Origin of the sequence: Streptomyces sp. NBC_00654 (assembly GCF_026341775.1) — a bacterium.
Classification (GTDB): domain Bacteria; phylum Actinomycetota; class Actinomycetes; order Streptomycetales; family Streptomycetaceae; genus Streptomyces.
This window is the reverse complement of record NZ_JAPEOB010000003.1, coordinates 1,066,178-1,083,365: the sequence shown is the minus strand read 5'-3', so window position 1 is coordinate 1,083,365 and position 17,188 is coordinate 1,066,178. Positions and strand designations below refer to the sequence as shown.

The following is a 17,188-nucleotide window of genomic DNA, read 5'->3' as shown; positions in this document are numbered from 1 at the left end:
CCCGACTCCCCGCCGGCCCGACGGACTTTCAGCCGGGCATTCGGGCAGCCGGGCATTCGGGCAGTCGGGCGGCGATACACGCAGCCGACCGGGCAACGGACTCTCTACGCGGGCCGGGACGCCGCGCTGTCCCCGAACGACCGCATCGTGGCCGCGGCCCAGCCCAGCAGGGCGACGGCGAGTGCCAGGCTCCACGGCGTCGTCGCGAGCAGGGCGTCCAGGAAACCGGCGAACGGGGTGGTGACCCCCGACAGCGGCCCGCCCACGAGACCCAGCAGCCACAGCGCCGCGCCCGCCGAGGCTCCGGCCGCGGTCGAGAAGCGGACCGACAGAGCCAGCGTCAGCGATGCGGCCAGCAGTGATTCGCCGAGCCAGCTCGACACCACCGGCCACCAACCGGGCCCCGCGACCAGCGCCGAACAGCCCATGGCCAGCGCCACATCGACCCCGAGCACCACGGTCAGCCGGGAGATGAAGACCACGGCGGGGGACACCGGCAGGGTGAACAGCAGCTCCCGCCTGGGGTCCCGGCGGGGCGAGGCGACCATCAGCGCGCCGAAGACCACCAGCAGCACCACCACCGCGCCGAAGAGCCGCGTCCCGAAACGATCCTGCGCGTCGGCCGCCGCCAGCACCGCCGCTCCGACGAACCCGGCGGCGCTGAGCGGTGCCCAGCTCCTCGGCATCAGCAGGGCCTGACGCAGCACGAGCTGCCCCGCCGTCCGCCAGGGGAGCGCGGCCCTGCGGCGCACGGGCACGGCGTCCGCACGAGGGGCCCGCTCGGCCGGGCCGGCCAGCGCCGGGCCCAGCAACGCGTCGAAGGACGGTACGGCGAGGGCCTGTTCGGCGGACTCGGTGCGCAGCGCCGACCGGATGTCCTGCCACACCGCGCTCCGGTTGCGGCAGGCGGCACATGTCTCCAGATGCCGCAGCCGGCGCTCCTCGTCGGGGCCGTCGCCCGACGGATGCGCCAGGACATCGTCCGTGAGGTGGTCTGTCATCGTCGTCCCGATCCTTCCAGCCGCGTGGCGGCGAGCATGTGGCTCAGCCGTCTGCGCGCTTGAGACATCCGGCTCTTGACGGTGCCCACCGGGATGGCGAGCGCGGTGGCCACCTCCGGGTAGGCCAGGTCCTCGACCAGGACCAGGGCGAGCACCTCGCGCAGATGTCCGGGGAGAGTGCGGACGGCTGTCAGTAACGCGGTGCGCTCGGCGTCCCGCACGATCTGGTCCTCGACGCTGGACGAGGGATCCGCCACGTCGTGGGCCTCGGCCAGGTCGACCAGCTGCGGCCGGGACTTGCGGAGCTGATTGTGGGCCTGCCGTCTGGCCACGCCCATGAGCCACCCCCGTACGGAGGACTCGCCCCGGAAACCGCCGGCCGACCGCCATACCGCGAGCCACGACTCCTGGAGGATCTCCTCGGACACTCCCCGGTCCGAGGTGAGTCTGCCGATGAGACGCAGCATGGCGGCAGCGTGCCGATCGTAGAGGGTACGCAGGGCTGCCTGGTCGCCCTGGGCGACACCGGTCAGCAGAGCTTCGTCCGAACACACACCACGTACGTATCCATAAACGCCTGGTCGGTTCACGCCTTACGACGGAATTCTTCGGATCAGGACGAATCCGGGCAGAACTGCCGTCGTTCGGAGACCGGTACTGACAGCACTGCCAGGACTGCCAAGCCGCACCGACCCCGTTGTTCCGGCCACCGGACACGTGGTTCGGTGAATCGTGGGTCGCGATCCACGAGCATCCGCCGCGGCCCACGAGCATCCGCTTCGATTCCTATGAAGGAGAGAGCATGGGTATCAAGGATCCCGCTCGGACGGCCAACGACTCGGGGCTGTTCGACCTCGACCTGGAGATCGGCGTGGAGCAGTCCGTCGCCGGCCCCGCCATCACCAGCATCTCGTACTGCACCCCGGGGTGCACCAGCGAGGGCGGCGGCTCCGGCTGCAGTCACTGCTGCTGACAGTTCAGACCCGTGGGGCCGGGCCTCGATCCGGCCTCACGGGCACAGCTCCCGGGCGTGAGGTGCGGACGAGATGGAGGACATCTGTGGGGGAACCGTCCCAGGAGACACCGTCGTCTGAGGAGTCACCGCACAAGGCAACACCGCTCAACGCAACACCGCTCAACGCAACACTGCCCAAGTCGGCACCGCCCAAGTCGGCACCGCTCAAGGCAACACCGTTCAAGGCCAGAGACGTCTTTCTGTACCGCGCTCCTCTGGCACCGGACGCACCCGGTCTACCCCTCCCCGGCGCAGGCGGCCCCCACGATCTCGCCGCCTGCGCCGAACTCCTCGCCGCGGTCCCCGCCGACCGGCTGCTGACCGAAGCACTCGATCTGGCTTCCCCCAGCCTCAGTGCCATGGTCGCGCGCGTCGCCGAGCGCGGCGCCGCCGGAATCCGGGCGGGCCAGCTGCGCCGGGCCGCCCTCGCCGTGCTGCGCTACGACATCAGGATGCGTACCCGGCCCACCCCCTTCGGGCTGTTCGCGGGGGTGGCGGCCGGGCAGTTCGACGCCACCGCCAAGGTCCGGCGGGGCACCGCGCACCGCACCCGTACGCATGTGGACATGCAGTGGCTCACCAGGATCGGCCACCGCCTCGAACGCGACCCGGCCGTGCTGTCCACCCTGACCGTCCAGGCCCACCAGGCCCTGATCGGGCGTGGGGACCGGCTGGTCCTCACCGCTCCCTCGACGAACGGCGTACGGCTCGACGACAGCGGCGAGGGCCGCTGCACGGTGTCGGTCCGCCATACCCCCGTCGTCCGGCGGGCCGTGGCCGAGTGCGCGGCCCCGCTGCCGTACGGCGAACTGGTCCGGCGCGTCGAGGCGGCCTTCCCCGGAGCCCCCGTCGAGCGGATCCACCAGCTGCTCGGCGAGCTGGTGCGTCAGGAGATCCTCATCACCGGGCTGCGTCCGCCGCTGGCCGGTGACGACCCGCTGCGTCATGTCCTGGACCTGTTGGCCCAGGTCACGGGGGCGTCCGAGGACACCCGGCGTACGCACGAGGCGCTGCTGGAGGTCGACCGGGAACGACAGCTGTACGACGCCCGGCCCGTCGGCGGCGGCCACGCCCACCTCGCCCGGCTGCTGCGGACGGCGCGGTCGGTGGAGCCGGACGACACACCGCTCCACATCGACACGCGCCTCGACACCGTGCTGCACCTGCCCCACGCGGTGCGCACCACCGTCGAGCAGGCCGCCGGTGCGATGTGGCGCCTGTCCCGCCCCAAGCTCGGGCTCTTCGCCCTGCGCGACTACCACCGCCGCTTCCTCGACGTCCATGGAGCCGACCGGCTGGTCCCCGTGCTGGAGCTCCTCGACGAATCGACCGGCCTCGGAGCCCCGCCGGGCTACGGCTGGCCCAACAGCGAGGCCCCCGTCACCCCGCCCGACGACCCGCGCACCGCCCGCCGGGACCGGGCGATGGCCCGGCTGGCCGCCACCGCGCAGCGCGCGGGCCTGCGCGAGGTCGTCCTCCACGACGCGGACCTGGACGAGCTGTGCCACGACATCGCCGACCCCGCGGACCTCCCCAACTCGTGCGAGGTGACGGTGCAGGTCGTCGCCCCCGGTGTGGAGGCGCTGGACCGGGGCGACTTCCGGGTCTTCCTGTCCCCGTCGCCCGGCTCGCACCGGGCCGGGGCGACCTTCGCCCGGTTCGCGGACCAGCACCCCGACTGGCGCCCGGGGTTCGCCGCCCTGCACCGGCACAACCCCGTGCACATCCAGGACGCCGTTCCGGTCGACCTCGCCTTCCGGCCGCGCTCGGGCCGGGCCGCCAACCTCGCGCACACCACCCCGGCCACGGGCCGCCGCATCGCCGTGGGCGTCCCGGACACCCCGGGTGTCGAGGAGCTGCGGCTGACGGACATCGGGATCGGTGCCACCCTGGACCGGCTGACCGCCGTGCACCTGCCCACCGGCCGTGAGATCGTCCCGGTGCTCGGCAACATGATCAGTGCTCCCGCCCAGGCGCCCAACGCCGTCCGGCTGCTGTGGGAGATCGGACTTGAGGGCCAGCGCCTGTGGGAGCCGTGGAACTGGGGGCCGCTGGCCGACGCGCCCTTCGTGCCGCGCGTGCGGTACGGCAGGTTCGTCCTGGCCTGTGCCGTCTGGCGGCTGGATGTGATCCGCGCTCGGGCCGAGTCGGTACGGGCACGCCGCGGCGAGGCGGCCCGGGGCACGCGCGGGGCGGAGTGGGACGACGCACTGCACGACTGGCGGAGCGCGTGGGACGTACCCGCCCGCGTCCTGGCCGTCACCGCCGACCAGCGGCTGCTCCTCGACCTCGACCAGGCATGGCACCGCGAACTGCTGCTCGACCAGGTCCTGCGGCATCCCGATCTGGTCGCCCAGGAAGTCCCCGGCGAGTACGAAGGCTGGCTGGACGCCCCGATCCCGGCCCCGGACGCCCCGATCCCGGCCCCGGACGCCCCGATCCCGGCCCCGGACGGTCAGCGCGCCCCGGACGGTCCGTGCGTCCCGCGTCCCGGGCAGCACACCTCCCTCGCGGGTCACACCTCCCTCGCGGGTCACACGGCCGAGCTGGTCGTCCCGCTCACCCGTCGCGAGACCGGTGCGCCCCGCCGCCGCCCGTACGCCGGACAGCACCGGCCCGGACGAACAGCGCACGGCCTCGGCGGCGAATGGCTCTACCTCAAGCTGCACGGCTCCGCCCGTACCCAGGACGACCTGCTGCGCGACCACCTCCCCGAACTGATCACGCTGGCACGGGAGAAGGGAGCCGATGGCTGGTTCTTCATCCGCTACACCGACGACAGCGGCCACCACCTGCGGCTGCGGCTGCACGGCGACCGGCCGCACGCGATGTGGGGCGAGGCCGCACCCGCGGTCGGTGAGCTGCTCCACCGCTGGCAGCGCGAGGGGCTGCTGCGGAGCCACTCCCTCGCGCAGTACGACCCCGAGTGCGAGCGCTACGGCGGGCCGGCCGCCCAGCGGCTCGCCGAGCAGGTCTTCCAGTACGACAGCGAGGCCGCCCTCGACCTGCTGAGGCTGGCCAAGGACCCGGGAAACGACTACGGCGTCGACGACCTCGCGGCCATCTCCTGCGCGGCGCTCGCCCACGCCTTCGGCCCCCCGGCCCCCGGAAACCCCCTGGTGACCGAGGACTGCGGTGACGACGGCGCCACGGCCTGGCTTTCCATGACCGGCGCGCGCTCCGACCTTCCCGCCGCGTTCCGCTCCCGGTCCGCGCACTGGCGCCGCCTCATCGACCCCTACGGCGGCTGGCCCGCCCTCTCGGCGGACCCGGGCGGGGCCATGGTGCTCGCCGCGCTGGCCGCCCGCGATGACGCCGTGCGGGAACTCGCCGATGCCGTGAGCACCTCGGGCGGCACCTCGGGCGGCACCCCTCAGGGCCGGGTCGTCGGCAGCCTGCTGCACATGGTCTGCAACCGCCTGTTCGGAGGCTCGGGCGCCCGTGAGATCACCGCGCTCGGCATCGCCCGGGGCGCGGTGCAGGACCACCTCAACCGCCGGAGGCACCAGTCATGAAGGCCACCACCGACGTACGCCCGCACGAAGCCGTCGCCCTGGTCGCCGACCGGCTCGCCGATCCGGAGCGGGTCGCGGCGGTCGCCTCCCGCGACGACAACCGCGACCCCGTCTACGACGCGGTGATGTGGGGCCCGCTGACCCTCGCCAACGGGCTGCCCGGCATCGCCCTCCTCTACGGCGAACTGGCCCGCGGCGACGACGCCTGGCGGCCCGTCGCCCACCGGCACCTCGCCGCCGCCGGCCGTGCCATGAGCACCGCCCCCCGCCACGGTCTCTTCTCCGGCCCGGCCGCACTGCTCGCCGCCGCACAGACCTGCGCCGGGCCGCAGGGACACTACAGCGCGCTGCGCCGAAGGCTGGCCGGATGGGTCGCGGAGGACCACAGTGAGCGGCTGCGCGCCTTCGGCACCCGCGCCGCATCAGGAGCGAAGGGCGTCGACTGGGCGGCGTACGACCTGATCAACGGGCTCTCCGGGACGACCCGGCTGCTCCTGGACTCGGCCACCGACCCGGCCGAGACCGGCCCCGAGGTGACCGCCGCCCTCGCCGCCTCGCTCCGGCACCTGACCCGGATCACCGAGCCGGTGGTGATCGACGGCCACGAGGTGCCCGGCTGGTGGGTTCCGGCCGAGCGCCAGATCGGCGAGCGGGACCGGAAGGAGTACCCCCACGGGGACTTCAACCTCGGTATGGCACACGGCATCGCCGGTCCGCTCGCGGTGCTCTGCTCGGCGTACGAGGCGGGGCACACGGGGACGGACATCCGCGACGCCGTCCACCGCGTCGCCGCATGGCTGCTCGGCTGGACGCTGCACGACGAAGCGGGCCCGTACTGGCCCGCGCGGGCGGCCTGGGAGTGGGAGGTCGCCCCGCACCGGCCCGCCGAGCTGTTCACCCGTACCGCCTGGTGCTACGGCACCCCGGGTGTCGCCGCCGCCCTCTTCCGCGCGGGACGGGCCATGGGCCGCCCGCAGTGGTGCGCGGCGGCCGTCGACGCGCTCCGGGCGGCGCTGCGGCGGGACGAATCGCTGTGGGCGATCGAGGGCGCCACCGTCTGCCACGGGTACGCCGGACTGCTGAGCGTCCTGACCCGGGTCGCGCACGCCACGGACGATCCGGAACTGCGCGCCGGGTGCCGCAGGCTGACCGACAAGGTGCTGGGCTGCGCCGAGGAAGCGGCACCGTTCGGATACCGCCACCTCATGCGCTTCCCCGCCGCGGCCCGTTCACCGGTCCCGCACCGGGCCGTGAACACCGCGGGCATGCTGGAGGGCGCCGCGGGTGTGGCACTCGCCCTGATGCCGCCCGGCGAAGGCCCGTTGCCGTGGGACCGCACACTGGGGCTGGCATGAACGGGGCCGACGTGAACGGGGCCGGTGCGACCGTGGCCGACATGAACGGGCCCGGCGCGAACAGCTCCGGCCGGACCCATGCGGAGACGGCCACGTCGGAAGCGCCGGCTGAGCAGGCACCCCTCGCTTTCGAGATCAGCGATCTGGTCGTGCGCTACGGCAAGGTGACGGCGGTCCACGGTGTGTCCATCAGCTCCCCGCCGGGCCGCATCACTGCCCTGCTCGGTCCCAACGGGGCGGGAAAGTCGAGTCTGTTGGGGGTGCTGTCGACAGCAGCACGTCCCGACGGAGGTACGGTCCGGATCTTCGGCCATGACGTCCGGGAGGCGGCCGTGGCCGCCCGGCGCCGCCTCGGACTGGTCTTCCAGGAGCGCACCCTCGACAAGGAACTCTCCGTCGAGCGCAACCTCTGGTTCCACGCCCGGCTGTTCGGTATGAAGCGCGCGGACGCCCGGTCCAGGATCACGCTGATGCTGGACCTGTTCGATCTCGCCGACCGTCGCCACCAGAGCGTCGAGGAACTGTCCGGCGGACTGGCCCGGCGGGTGGAGATCGCCCGTGCCCTGCTGCACCGGCCGGGGCTGATCGTCCTGGACGAGCCCACCAACGGTCTGGATCCGGCCGCCCGCGCCACCGTGTGGGAGGACCTGCTGCGGATGCGCGACGAACTGGGCGTCACGGTTCTGTTCGCCACGCACTACATGGACGAGGCGGAGTACGCCGACGAGATCGTCATCCTTCAGCAGGGCCGGATCGTCCGGCACGGCAGCGTCGACCGGCTCAAGAGCAGTCTCGACTCGTCCCGCATCGTGGTGACCTGCGCGGACGACGAGGCAGCCGCCCGCCAGTTGCGGGCGGCCGGTTTCGAGGCGCTGATCGGGCCGGCCGGGGTCGCGGTGCACTGCGTCGACCCCGAGGCCCGGATCGCCGCGGTGGTCCGGGCCCTGGATGTGCCCGGACTGACCGTCTCCGTGCACCACCCCTCGATGAACGACGTCTATCTGGAGGCGGCCGAGCAGGACGGCCCCCGGGCACGGCGGGAAAGGACGACGGCGCCATGACCAGGACGAACACGACCGTGACCACCACGACCGTGACCACGGCGACCTCGACGGCCGCCGCCGCCCCCACCACAGCCGTCTCCGCACCGTCCCTCGCCGCCGGGGACGCACCGCTGAGAGTGGCCCTGCGCGCGATCGCCGTCATCGCCCACCGGGATCTGCTGCGCCAGGCCAAACGGCCGGGCGTGCTCCTCAGCCAGGCCGTGCAGATCCTCTTCTTCGTCCTGGTCTACGCGGTCGGCTTCAACGGGATGATCGGCGCGGTCGGCTCGGTGTCGTTCAGCGCGTACGTCTTTCCCGGAATCATCGGCATCCAGGTCGTTTCGATCGGCGTCGCCTCCGGTCAGTCGTACGCCTGGGACCGCGAGTACGGCGTCCTGCGCGAACTCCTCGTCGCCCCGGTGCCACGGATCTGCCTTCCGCTGGGCAAGGTCGTCGCGGGTGCGGGGATGGTGACCGTGCAGAGCATGCTCATGCTCGCGTTCTCGCCGCTGATGGGCGTGCCGCTGACCACCGCCCGGTTCGTCCTCGCCGTCGGCTGCTACGCGCTCGCCGCGACGGTCTTCAGCGTCATCGGTCTGTGCCTGGCCACGGTCGTGAAGCGTGTGCAGACCCTCCAGGCGACCGTTCAACTGGCCATGTTCCCTCTGCTGTTCCTGTCCGGGTCGGTCTTCAGCGTGCAGGATGTGCCCGGCTGGCTGGCTTCGGTCATGTACCTCAACCCGATGACGTACGCCGTCGACCTGGCGCGCCAGACCCTGCTGGGGGGCGGTGGGGTGCTCCCGTGGCTGATGGACCTGGGCGTGCTGACCGGGATCCTGGTGGCGGTCCTGGCACTGCTGCGGGTACGGAGCGGGCGGTGAGCGCCCCGGCGGCCGAGGGCGACGGCCCGTACTGGCCCCCGGTTCCCGCGCATGCCCGGCGTGAGGCCGCGTGCGGGGCGGCGGTTCCTGAGCCGGATGCCTCCGCGGGCCATGTGCTGGCAGGCGCGCTGCGCTGGTTGGAAGAGTACGTGGAGTGGTTCGCGGCGCCCCGCTGGGAGGAGTACCTGCCCCGTCGCCCGTTCCGTCCCGGACCACTCCTCGAACTGCTGGGCTTGGTAAGGCTGTTGGACCGTTCTGGTCTGGTACCCAAGGAGGCGGCGCTGCCGAGCCGCGCCCTGGATCTGGCGGCCCGCGCGGCCGGGGAGGCGGAGTTCGGGCAGGGGCTGCGCCGGGGCGACGAACTCTTCCCCTACCACCTCAATCTGATCGCGCTGCTCGAAACGCTCGGCCGCCCGCAGCCGGAGGCACGCGCCGTGTGCCAGGCGCTGCTCGCGGCCGATGCGGGCGGTCACACCAGGGCGTACCGTCCGGTCCTCTCCCAGGTGGAGCTGCGCTATTTCGTCGACCGGGGAGGATTCGCACCCCCGGCAGCGCTGCCCGCCCTCGACGTGCTGCACTGCCGGAGCATCGCGGCCCTGGGTCCGGACGTCCTCCAGATGACCGGGGACGAGACGTACGCGCTCACCCATGTCCTCTTCTACGTCACGGACTTCGGTCGTACGCGGCGGCTGCTGGGCGGCCCCGGGGAGGTGGCTCGGCTCCGTGAACCGATCCGGGTACTGCTCGGCGTCCACCTCGCGCGGGGGAGCCTGGACCTCCTCTCGGAGCTGCTGCTGTGCGCGGGTGCCCTCGGCGGCCGGGGCGACGACGACCCGCTGGTGCGGGAGGGCTGGCACGCACTGGCCACCGCGCAGCGGCCGGACGGGGCGGTACCCAGTCCGGTGCACCGTCCCGAGGTTCTGTCCGGGCTCACGGGCGACCGGGCGGCCGCCTATCTCTTCGGCACGTGCTACCACACGACGCTCGCGGCGGCCCTGGCCGCGGCAGCACGGGAACGGCGGCAGGGAGCGGCCCGGAGCGCCCCGGGAGACCCCCGTCAACAGGTCCCCCCTTCCCTCCCCGTGCACGCTCCCCGGGCGGACCGGGAGGAGATCCGCCACTGGGCACGCAGGGCCGCGGCCCTGCCCCGGACGGGTTCCCCGGACATGCGCGAGGCATGGTCCGCGCGGCTCGGCCCGTTGCTCGCGCTCGCCGTGCAGGCGCGCGACCAGGAGGTGCTGGCGGAGCTGCTGTACGCCGCCGGGTGCCTGGGCCGTGGCGACGACGCGCTGGTCCGCAGGGCGTCCGCGCTGCACGCCGCCCGGGACCCGGGCCCCCGCACACCCGGACCCCGGTCCGGCTGACGGCCTCCGCCGGACTGCGCCTCGGGCGAGGAAGGCCGCAAGCGCGGCGTCGTCATCCGCGCGGCACGCTCCTCCGGGGCACGGCCCACGGCCACGGGTCACGGTCACGTCCACGGGTTTACGGGTGCGGCTGCCCGGTCTGCGGCCTGTGGAGGTAGAACAGCTCCGGGTCGCCTTCGTCGAGGCCGTGGACAAGGCCGGCCGGGCTCCAACCGGCGCGCTGGAGCAGCCGCTGCATCGGCTGGTTGGAGACGTTGGTCGAGGTGAACAGCTTCGGGGTCGTGCACGAGGCGGCGGCGGAGTCCAGCAGCCGCTGTCCGACACCCCTGCCCCGGGCCGAAGGCGCCACCATCAGCATCGTGACGAAGCCCTGCTCGAAGAACGTGTACTCCACCACGCAGTAGCCGAGCGGCCCGGACCCGTCCTCCGCCATGACCGCCAGGCCCTGCCGGCACCACTCCCGGATGCTCGCCCGCCGGTGACCGTCACCTTCCACCGCGACCGTGTCGATCCCGGCGAGCGCTTCCGCATCCGAATCGTTTGCGCGGCGCACAACCATCTCGCCGATGTTCACTGCGTCATTCATGGACGGATACTTTCACTTCTCACCAGGAGCCCGACCTGAAGGCGGCAGGACATGACGGATCTTGAAACAGCGCGGCTCATACTCCATCCGCTGAGCGACGACGAGGCCCGGGAACTGCTGGCGGCCGGATCCGAGGGGCGGAACGGGCCCGGTGCGCGGGCCGGCTGGGCGGAGGGGTACCCCATGGACGGGGACGTCTCCGCAGCCAGGAAGTTCCTGGGCTCCCGCACGGAGGACGGGGTCGTCCGGCATCCGGGTGCGTACGAGATCCGGCGGCGCGACGACGGGGTGGCCATCGGCGGTGTGGATTTCCACGGGCCCGCCGACGAATCCGGCAGCGTCACGATCGGCTACGGCCTTGTTCCCGCGGTTCGGGGCAAGGGCTACGCCTCCGAGGCGCTGCGCGCGCTGCTGGAGTACGCGCGTACGAGCGGCATCGCCGCCCGGGTGAAGGGCGACGCCGACCACGGCAACACCGCGTCCCAGCACGTCATGGCTGCCGCCGGGATGCGGCGGGTCGGGGCGGACGAGCGGGTGACGTACTACGAGATCTCCTGGGGCGACGGAGCGCCGACGCGGGGCCGGGACGAGGTGCGGCCATCCGGCGCGGCCGGGAACGAGGTCGGCCACGCGTGACGGCGTCGCCTGCGGCGTGTCGATCGGCTCGCCCCCGCGCCGGCTGGGGGTTCTCCCGCGCCGGGATGTCCGGGTGGCCGGGCCGCGGCGCTCCCGCCCTGTTCCTCTGGTGACGTGCACCCGTCATAATTCGGGGGCTGCTCACCCACACGGCACACGGAGGCCCTTCCGCATGAGCCCGTACACCGGTACCCGCAGGAACTTCCTGGCCGGCGCCCTCGCCGTCTCCGCCACCGCCCTCGTCGGGGTCGCGCCCGCCGTCGCCGGGACGCGTACGACCCGTACGGCTCGCACTCCGCAGGACTGGATGGGCTCCATCCCCGACGCGACCGCACTCCAGCGCCTCACGATCCCGGGCTCGCACGACTCCGGCGCCCGGTACGGCGGGCCCTGGACCGAGTGCCAGAACACGACGATCGCCGAGCAGTTGAACAGCGGCATCCGGTTCCTCGATGTGCGCTGCCGGATCACCGGGGACTCGTTCGCCATCCACCACGGGGCGTCGTTCCAGAACCTGATGTTCGGGGACGTCCTCGGCGCGTGCTGGGACTTCCTGGCCGAACGGCCGGGCGAGACCGTGCTGATGCGGGTCAAGCAGGAGTACTCGGAGGAGAGCGACGCCGCGTTCCGGCGCGTCTTCGACCTCTACCTCGACACCAAGGGCTGGCGGCCGCTGTTCCGCCTCGATTCCACGCTGCCCACGCTGGGCGAGGCGCGCGGCAAGGTGGTGCTGCTCGCCGACAACGGCGGGCTGCCCGGGGTCAGGTACGCCGATCCGCAGGTCTTCGACATCCAGGACGACTACATGGCCGAGCCGTTCGGGAAGTACCCGAAGATCGAGGCCCAGTTCCGGAAGGCGGCCGAGCAGCCGGGCAAGCTGTTCATGAACTATGTGAGCACCGCCGCCCTGATGCCGCCCCGCTGGAACGCCGACCGGCTCAACCCGCAGGTGCACTCCTTCCTCGACGGCTCGGGGACCGCGGGCTGGACGGGCCTCGGCATCGTCCCGCTGGACTTCCCCGCGACCCGCTCCGGCCTGGTCGAATCCCTGATCCGGCACAACCCGGGGGCCTGAGGGGGCCTGAGGGGGCGGGCGTTGCGGCCGCCGAATTCCGCCGACGCCCCTGAGCCGACGCCCCTGAGCCGCCCCCCGGTCAGAGCTCCGGAGGCGGTTGCGGTGCGCCCGGCAGGCGGATGGCGGCGACCGTGCCGGGGCCGTTGTCCGGGGGCGGGCTCAGGGTGATCTCGCCGCCCGCCTGCTGGACCGTGCGGGCCACGATCGACAGGCCCAGGCCCGAGCCGGGGAGCTGGCGGGCCGAGGGGGAGCGCCAGAAGCGTTCGAAGACGTGGGGGAGTTCCTCGGCGGGGATGCCGGGGCCGCGGTCCCGTACCGTCAGCTCGCCGCGGTGCAGCACCACATCGATCGTGGCGCGGGGCGGGCTGAACTTCACCGCGTTGTCCAGGACGTTGACGACCGCCCGCTCCAGGGCGGCCGGTTCCGCCCGTACGTACCAGGGGGCCAGCTCCGACGTGATCGTCAGCTCGGGGCCGCGCAGCCTGGCCCGTCGCAGGGCGGCGCGGGTGATGTCGTGCAGGGCCACCACTTCGAGCCGGCCGGGCTGGGCGGCGTCGGGGCGGGCCAGTTCCTGGAGGTCGCCGATGAGGGAGGCCAGCTCCGCCATCTGCGCCTTGACCGAGGTCATCAGGGCCTTGCGGTCGCCCGGCGGGATCGCCCGGCCGGTCTCGTCGCTGCGGGCGAGCAGTTCGACGTTCGTACGGAGAGAGGTCAGCGGTGTCCGCAGCTCGTGGCCCGCGTCCGCGATCAGCCGGGCCTGGAGGTCGCGGGAGGTGGCGAGCGAGGCGGTCATGGAGTTGAAGGAGCGGGACAGGCGGGCGATCTCGTCCTCGCCCTCGACCGGGATGCGCACCGTGAGGTCCTCGGTCCGTGCCACGTGCTCCACGGCCTCGGTCAGCTCGTCGACCGGGCGCAGCCCGGACCTGGCGACCCAGAGCCCCGCCGCGCCCGCCCCGAGGACACCGATGCCGGAGACGACGACGAGGACCCAGGCGAGGGTGGAGAGAGGCGCGGTGACCTCGCTCAGCGGGCGGGCGACGGAGACGGCGAGCTGGTTGCCCGCCGAGCCGGCCCCGACCACGGGCAGCTTGCTGGTGTAGACGCGCATGTCCGCGCCGTCGTCGTTCTCGGTCGTGTGCAGGATGTCGTGCACCCGTCCGGCCGCCACGGCGATGTCGCCGGGCTGGGCGGGGATCGGCGTGGTGTTCGGGGCCGGGCAGTAGGTGCCGTTCGCCGCGACGAGCTGCACGGTGTACTGCCCCGGGAACTCCTGGGCGGGCAGCTTGCCGCCGCTCAGGCACGCGGTCAGCAGGTCCCGCATCTTGTCGTTGTCCATCTTGGCGCTGCGCAGCGAGTTGTCGAGCTGGCTCTCCAGCTGGGCCTTCGTCACGAACCAGCACGACGCCGCCACCGCGGCCACCGCCACCGCCACCGCCGTCGCGACCAGCAGCGCCAGCCGGGAACGCAGCGGAAGCGCCCGGAACCGGCGCACCAGGCCCGTCACCCCTCACCGCCGCCGGAGCGCAGCGCGTATCCCACGCCCCGTACCGTGTGGACCAGGCGCGGTTCGCCGCCCGCTTCCGTCTTGCGGCGCAGGTACATCACGTACACGTCCAGGGAGTTGGAGCTGGGTTCGAAGTCGAAGCCCCAGACCGCCTTGAGGATCTGCTCCCGGGTGAGCACCTGGCGCGGGTGGGCCAGGAACATCTCCAGGAGCGTGAACTCGGTGCGGGTCAGTTCGACCCGGCGGGTGCCGCGGGTGACCTCGCGGGTGGCCAGGTCCATCCGCAGGTCGGCGAAGGCCAGGACGTCGTTGTCGGTGACGTCCGCGCCCGCCGCGGCCGCGTAGGAGCTGCGGCGCAGCAGGGCCCGGATACGGGCGAGGAGCTCGTCCAGTTCGAAGGGCTTGACCAGGTAGTCGTCGGCACCCGCGTCCAGGCCGGTGACCCGGTCGCCGACCGTGTCGCGGGCGGTGAGCATGAGGATGGGCGTGGTGGTGCCGGTGGACCTGATGCGGCGGGCGGCGGTGAGTCCGTCCATCCGGGGCATCTGGATGTCCAGCACGATCAGGTCGGGGGCGTACGCCTCCGCCTTGGTGAGCGCGTCGTAGCCGTCCACGGCGACCTCGGTGCCGTACCCCTCGAACGCGAGGCTGCGCTGCAGGGCCTCGCGCACGGCGGGCTCGTCGTCGACGATCAGGATGCGCTGCGGATCGTCTTCGGCGTGGCTCATCGCTGCTCGTCCTCTGTTCGTTTCGTTCCGGCCCGACGTGGCACCTGGTGCGGTACCTGGTGCCCGGCTCCGGAATGTCCGGTACCTGATAGGGAAAGTATCCGGGGTGTACGACGCATCCGGGGTGTTCGGGCGTATCCGGGGCGGTGCGGCTCGCGGAGCGCGTCAGGAACCGTTGCCCGCCCGCAGCGTGTCGAGGTCGGCCTTGACCGTGTCGACCGGGATGGCGAAGCCGAGGCCCACGCTGCCCGCGCCGGAGCTTCCCGCGCTGCTCGCCGAACTCGGGGAGTACATCGCGGAGTTGATGCCGATGATCTCGCCGTTCATGTTGATCAGCGCACCGCCGGAATTGCCGGGGTTGAGCGAGGCGTCGGTCTGGAGCGCCTTGTACGTGGTCTTCGAGCTGCCCGTGTCCCCGTTGAACTGCTGCCCGCCGAACTCGAACGGCCACTGGCCGGTGCCGCCGCGCTGCTGCTGACCCTGGCCGTAGTCCTCGTCCTTGGCCACGGTGACATCGCGGTCGAGCGCGGAGACGATGCCGCTGGTGACGGTGCCGGTCAGGCCCTCGGGGGAGCCGATCGCCACGACCTGGTCGCCGACCTTCACCGAGGAGGAGTCGCCGAGCGTGGCCGTCTTCAGTCCGCTCGCGCCGTTGAGCTTGATGAGCGCGAGGTCCTTGTCGGCATCGGTGCCGACCACATCGGCCGTGTACGTCCTGCCGGTGGAGAGGGTCACCTCGATCTGGGAGGCGCCGGAGATGACGTGGTTGTTGGTGATGATCTCGCCGTCGGACGTGATGACCACACCGGAGCCGGTGGACTGGCCCGCCGTCGAGGCCGCGCCGATCTCGACGATCGCCGGGGAGACGGCCGCCGCGACGCCGGAGACGGTGCCCGCGCTGCTCTGCGAGACGGTGGTGCCGTTGACGGAGCCGGAGGAGCCGGAGCCGTTCGGCCCGCTGTCGGTGAGCTGCCCGATCAGGGCCGCGCTGCCGCCGCCGACCGCCCCCGCGGCGATCGCCACCGCCACCAGCAGCGCGACGGGCCGCCGCGCCCGGCGCGCGGCACGCCCCGGCCGGCCGGAGTCGCCGGGTGCGCCGCCGGGCTCGCCGCCCGGCTCGTAGGAGGGCGGCGGCGGGTAGGACGTCGCGCCGTCGCCGTACGAGGGGTACGAGTGGTACGTCGGGTACTCGCCGCTCGGGCGGTTGCTCTCGGTCATGTCTACGAGAGTGGCCAGCGAACATGAGAAGAGGCTGAGTACGTCCTGAGAAGCCCGGCAGAACCTCGTATGTCCCAAATAAAGGCCGCCGGGCGCACGCCGGCGCAACCACCCTGCCACCGCAGCGCACGGACAGCTTCAGCGGCTCCCCGCGGCGCGGACAGTCTCAGCGGCCCCCGCAGTGCGGAATCCCGCCGGGGCACGGCCTCAGCGGTCTCCCGCTGCCGGCTCGCCGCACCCGCACGAGCGCCGCACGACCAGCGCCGACGGGAACTGCTTCAGCCGCTCCCGGCGTGAGCCCGAGACCCGCAGCGAGTCGTCGAGCACCAGGTCCACGGCCGCTCGCGCCATCGCGGGACGGTCCGAGTGGACGGTCGTCAGCGGCGGGTCGGTCAGACCGGCTTCCTTCACGTCGTCGAAGCCCGCGACCGCCAGCTCCCCGGGCACATCGATCCGCAGCTCACGGGCCGCCCGCAGCACCCCGATGGCCTGGTCGTCCGTCGCGCAGAAGATCGCCGGGGGCCGGTCGGGCCCGGACAGCAGCCCGAGCGCCACCTCGTAGGCGTCGTACCGGTTGTACGGGGCCTGGAACAGCCGGCCCTCCGTCGAGCGCCCCGACTCGTGCATCGCCCGCCGCCAGCCCTCGACGTGGTCGGCGACCGGGTCGCCCACCGCCGGGGTCGACTCGGTGCCGCCGAGGCAGGCCACGTACGCGTTGCCGTGCTCCAGCAGATGCCGGGTGGCGAGCTGTGCGCCGCCGACGTCGTCCGTGACGACCGCGACGTCGTCGATCGCCTCGGGCCGCTCGTGGAGCAGGACGACACGGGCGTCCCAGGCCTCTATCTCGGCGGCGGCCCGCTCGCTGGGGCCCTGGCTGACCAGGATCAGCCCGGAGACGCGCATGCCGAGGAAGGCCCGCAGATAGTGGACCTCGCGTTCGTCGCGGTAGTCGGAGTTGCCGACGAGGACCATCTTCCCGCGTTCGGCGGCGGCCTGTTCGACCGCGTGCGCCATCTCCGCGAAGAACGGCTGGCGCGCGTCCGGCACGATCATGCCTATGAGGTCGGTCCGCCGCGAGGCCATCGCCTGGGCGACCCGGTCGGGCCGGTAGCCCAGCTCCTTGATCGCTGCGAGTACCCGCTCGCGCGTGGCCGGGGCGACCGGCCTGGGTCCGTTGTTGATGACGTAGCTGACGACCGCGGTCGACGTCCCCGCCAGTCTCGCCACATCGTCCCGCGTCACCTTGGCCACGCGCGGCAGTCTACGC

General features: G+C 72.8%; 15 protein-coding genes. 8 read left to right on the top strand and 7 right to left on the bottom strand.

The window, feature by feature from the left end; genetic code table 11:
- Positions 1-104: 104 nt before the first annotated feature.
- Both OHA98_RS37340 and OHA98_RS37335 read right to left on the bottom strand, forming a co-directional pair.
- Positions 105-1,001 carry a hypothetical protein gene (locus OHA98_RS37340; RefSeq protein ID WP_266932287.1) on the bottom strand — a complete coding sequence of 299 codons (897 nt, stop codon included), beginning with the start codon at positions 999-1,001 and terminating at the stop codon, positions 105-107.
- On the bottom strand, positions 998-1,555 hold the full coding sequence (locus OHA98_RS37335) for an RNA polymerase sigma factor (protein WP_266932286.1): 558 nt from the start codon (positions 1,553-1,555) through the stop codon (positions 998-1,000). Before OHA98_RS37335 ends, OHA98_RS37340 begins: the two co-directional genes overlap by 4 nt.
- A 248-nt stretch (positions 1,556-1,803) precedes the next feature.
- Between OHA98_RS37335 and OHA98_RS37330 the strand changes: the two genes are divergently transcribed.
- The 6 genes from OHA98_RS37330 to OHA98_RS37305 all read left to right on the top strand — a co-directional run bounded on the left by OHA98_RS37330 (position 1,804) and on the right by OHA98_RS37305 (position 10,174).
- A complete protein-coding gene (locus OHA98_RS37330; RefSeq protein WP_266932284.1) occupies positions 1,804-1,974 on the top strand; it encodes a gallidermin/nisin family lantibiotic in 171 nt (56 codons plus the stop codon).
- Positions 1,975-2,060: 86 nt separating this feature from the next.
- Positions 2,061-5,531, top strand: a complete 3,471-nt coding sequence (locus OHA98_RS37325) for a lantibiotic dehydratase (protein ID WP_266932282.1) — start codon at positions 2,061-2,063, stop codon at positions 5,529-5,531.
- Positions 5,528-6,886, top strand: coding sequence for a lanthionine synthetase C family protein (locus OHA98_RS37320; protein WP_266932280.1), 1,359 nt, complete (start codon positions 5,528-5,530; stop codon positions 6,884-6,886). The genes OHA98_RS37325 and OHA98_RS37320 overlap by 4 nt, the downstream gene beginning before the upstream one ends.
- Entirely contained in the window at positions 6,883-7,947 is a 1,065-nt protein-coding gene (locus OHA98_RS37315) for an ABC transporter ATP-binding protein (RefSeq protein ID WP_266932278.1), read from the top strand. Before OHA98_RS37320 ends, OHA98_RS37315 begins: the two co-directional genes overlap by 4 nt.
- A complete protein-coding gene (locus OHA98_RS37310; protein WP_266932276.1) occupies positions 7,944-8,810 on the top strand; it encodes an ABC transporter permease in 867 nt (288 codons plus the stop codon). Before OHA98_RS37315 ends, OHA98_RS37310 begins: the two co-directional genes overlap by 4 nt.
- Positions 8,807-10,174: a hypothetical protein gene (locus tag OHA98_RS37305; RefSeq protein WP_266932274.1), complete on the top strand. Its 1,368-nt coding sequence runs from the start codon at positions 8,807-8,809 to the stop codon at positions 10,172-10,174. The genes OHA98_RS37310 and OHA98_RS37305 overlap by 4 nt, the downstream gene beginning before the upstream one ends.
- 118 nt (positions 10,175-10,292) lie before the next feature.
- Here the strand turns inward: OHA98_RS37305 and OHA98_RS37300 are convergent, their stop codons facing one another.
- Positions 10,293-10,760, bottom strand: coding sequence for a GNAT family N-acetyltransferase (locus tag OHA98_RS37300; protein WP_266932272.1), 468 nt, complete (start codon positions 10,758-10,760; stop codon positions 10,293-10,295).
- 51 nt (positions 10,761-10,811) lie between these two features.
- Here OHA98_RS37300 and OHA98_RS37295 point away from each other — a divergent pair, with 51 nt between their 5' ends.
- Together OHA98_RS37295 and OHA98_RS37290 are read left to right on the top strand one after the other, a co-directional pair.
- Complete coding sequence (locus tag OHA98_RS37295) at positions 10,812-11,396, top strand: GNAT family N-acetyltransferase (protein ID WP_266932270.1); 585 nt, start codon at positions 10,812-10,814, stop codon at positions 11,394-11,396.
- Positions 11,397-11,568: 172 nt separating this feature from the next.
- Positions 11,569-12,471 (top strand): phosphatidylinositol-specific phospholipase C, encoded by a 903-nt coding sequence (locus OHA98_RS37290; protein WP_266932268.1) that lies wholly within the window; start codon positions 11,569-11,571, stop codon positions 12,469-12,471.
- A gap of 79 nt (positions 12,472-12,550) precedes the next feature.
- Here the strand turns inward: OHA98_RS37290 and OHA98_RS37285 are convergent, their stop codons facing one another.
- The 4 genes from OHA98_RS37285 to OHA98_RS37270 form a co-directional block, all read right to left on the bottom strand.
- Positions 12,551-13,975, bottom strand: a complete 1,425-nt coding sequence (locus tag OHA98_RS37285; protein ID WP_266932266.1) for a HAMP domain-containing sensor histidine kinase — start codon at positions 13,973-13,975, stop codon at positions 12,551-12,553.
- The gene (locus tag OHA98_RS37280; protein WP_266932264.1) at positions 13,972-14,703 is read right to left on the bottom strand and encodes a response regulator transcription factor; all 732 of its coding nucleotides are present in this window, start codon (positions 14,701-14,703) and stop codon (positions 13,972-13,974) included. Before OHA98_RS37280 ends, OHA98_RS37285 begins: the two co-directional genes overlap by 4 nt.
- A 165-nt stretch (positions 14,704-14,868) precedes the next feature.
- Entirely contained in the window at positions 14,869-15,921 is a 1,053-nt protein-coding gene (locus OHA98_RS37275) for a S1C family serine protease (RefSeq protein WP_266932262.1), read from the bottom strand.
- A 207-nt stretch (positions 15,922-16,128) separates the two neighbouring features.
- Positions 16,129-17,172 carry a LacI family DNA-binding transcriptional regulator gene (locus OHA98_RS37270; RefSeq protein WP_266932260.1) on the bottom strand — a complete coding sequence of 348 codons (1,044 nt, stop codon included), beginning with the start codon at positions 17,170-17,172 and terminating at the stop codon, positions 16,129-16,131.
- Between the last annotated feature and the right edge of the window lie 16 nt (positions 17,173-17,188).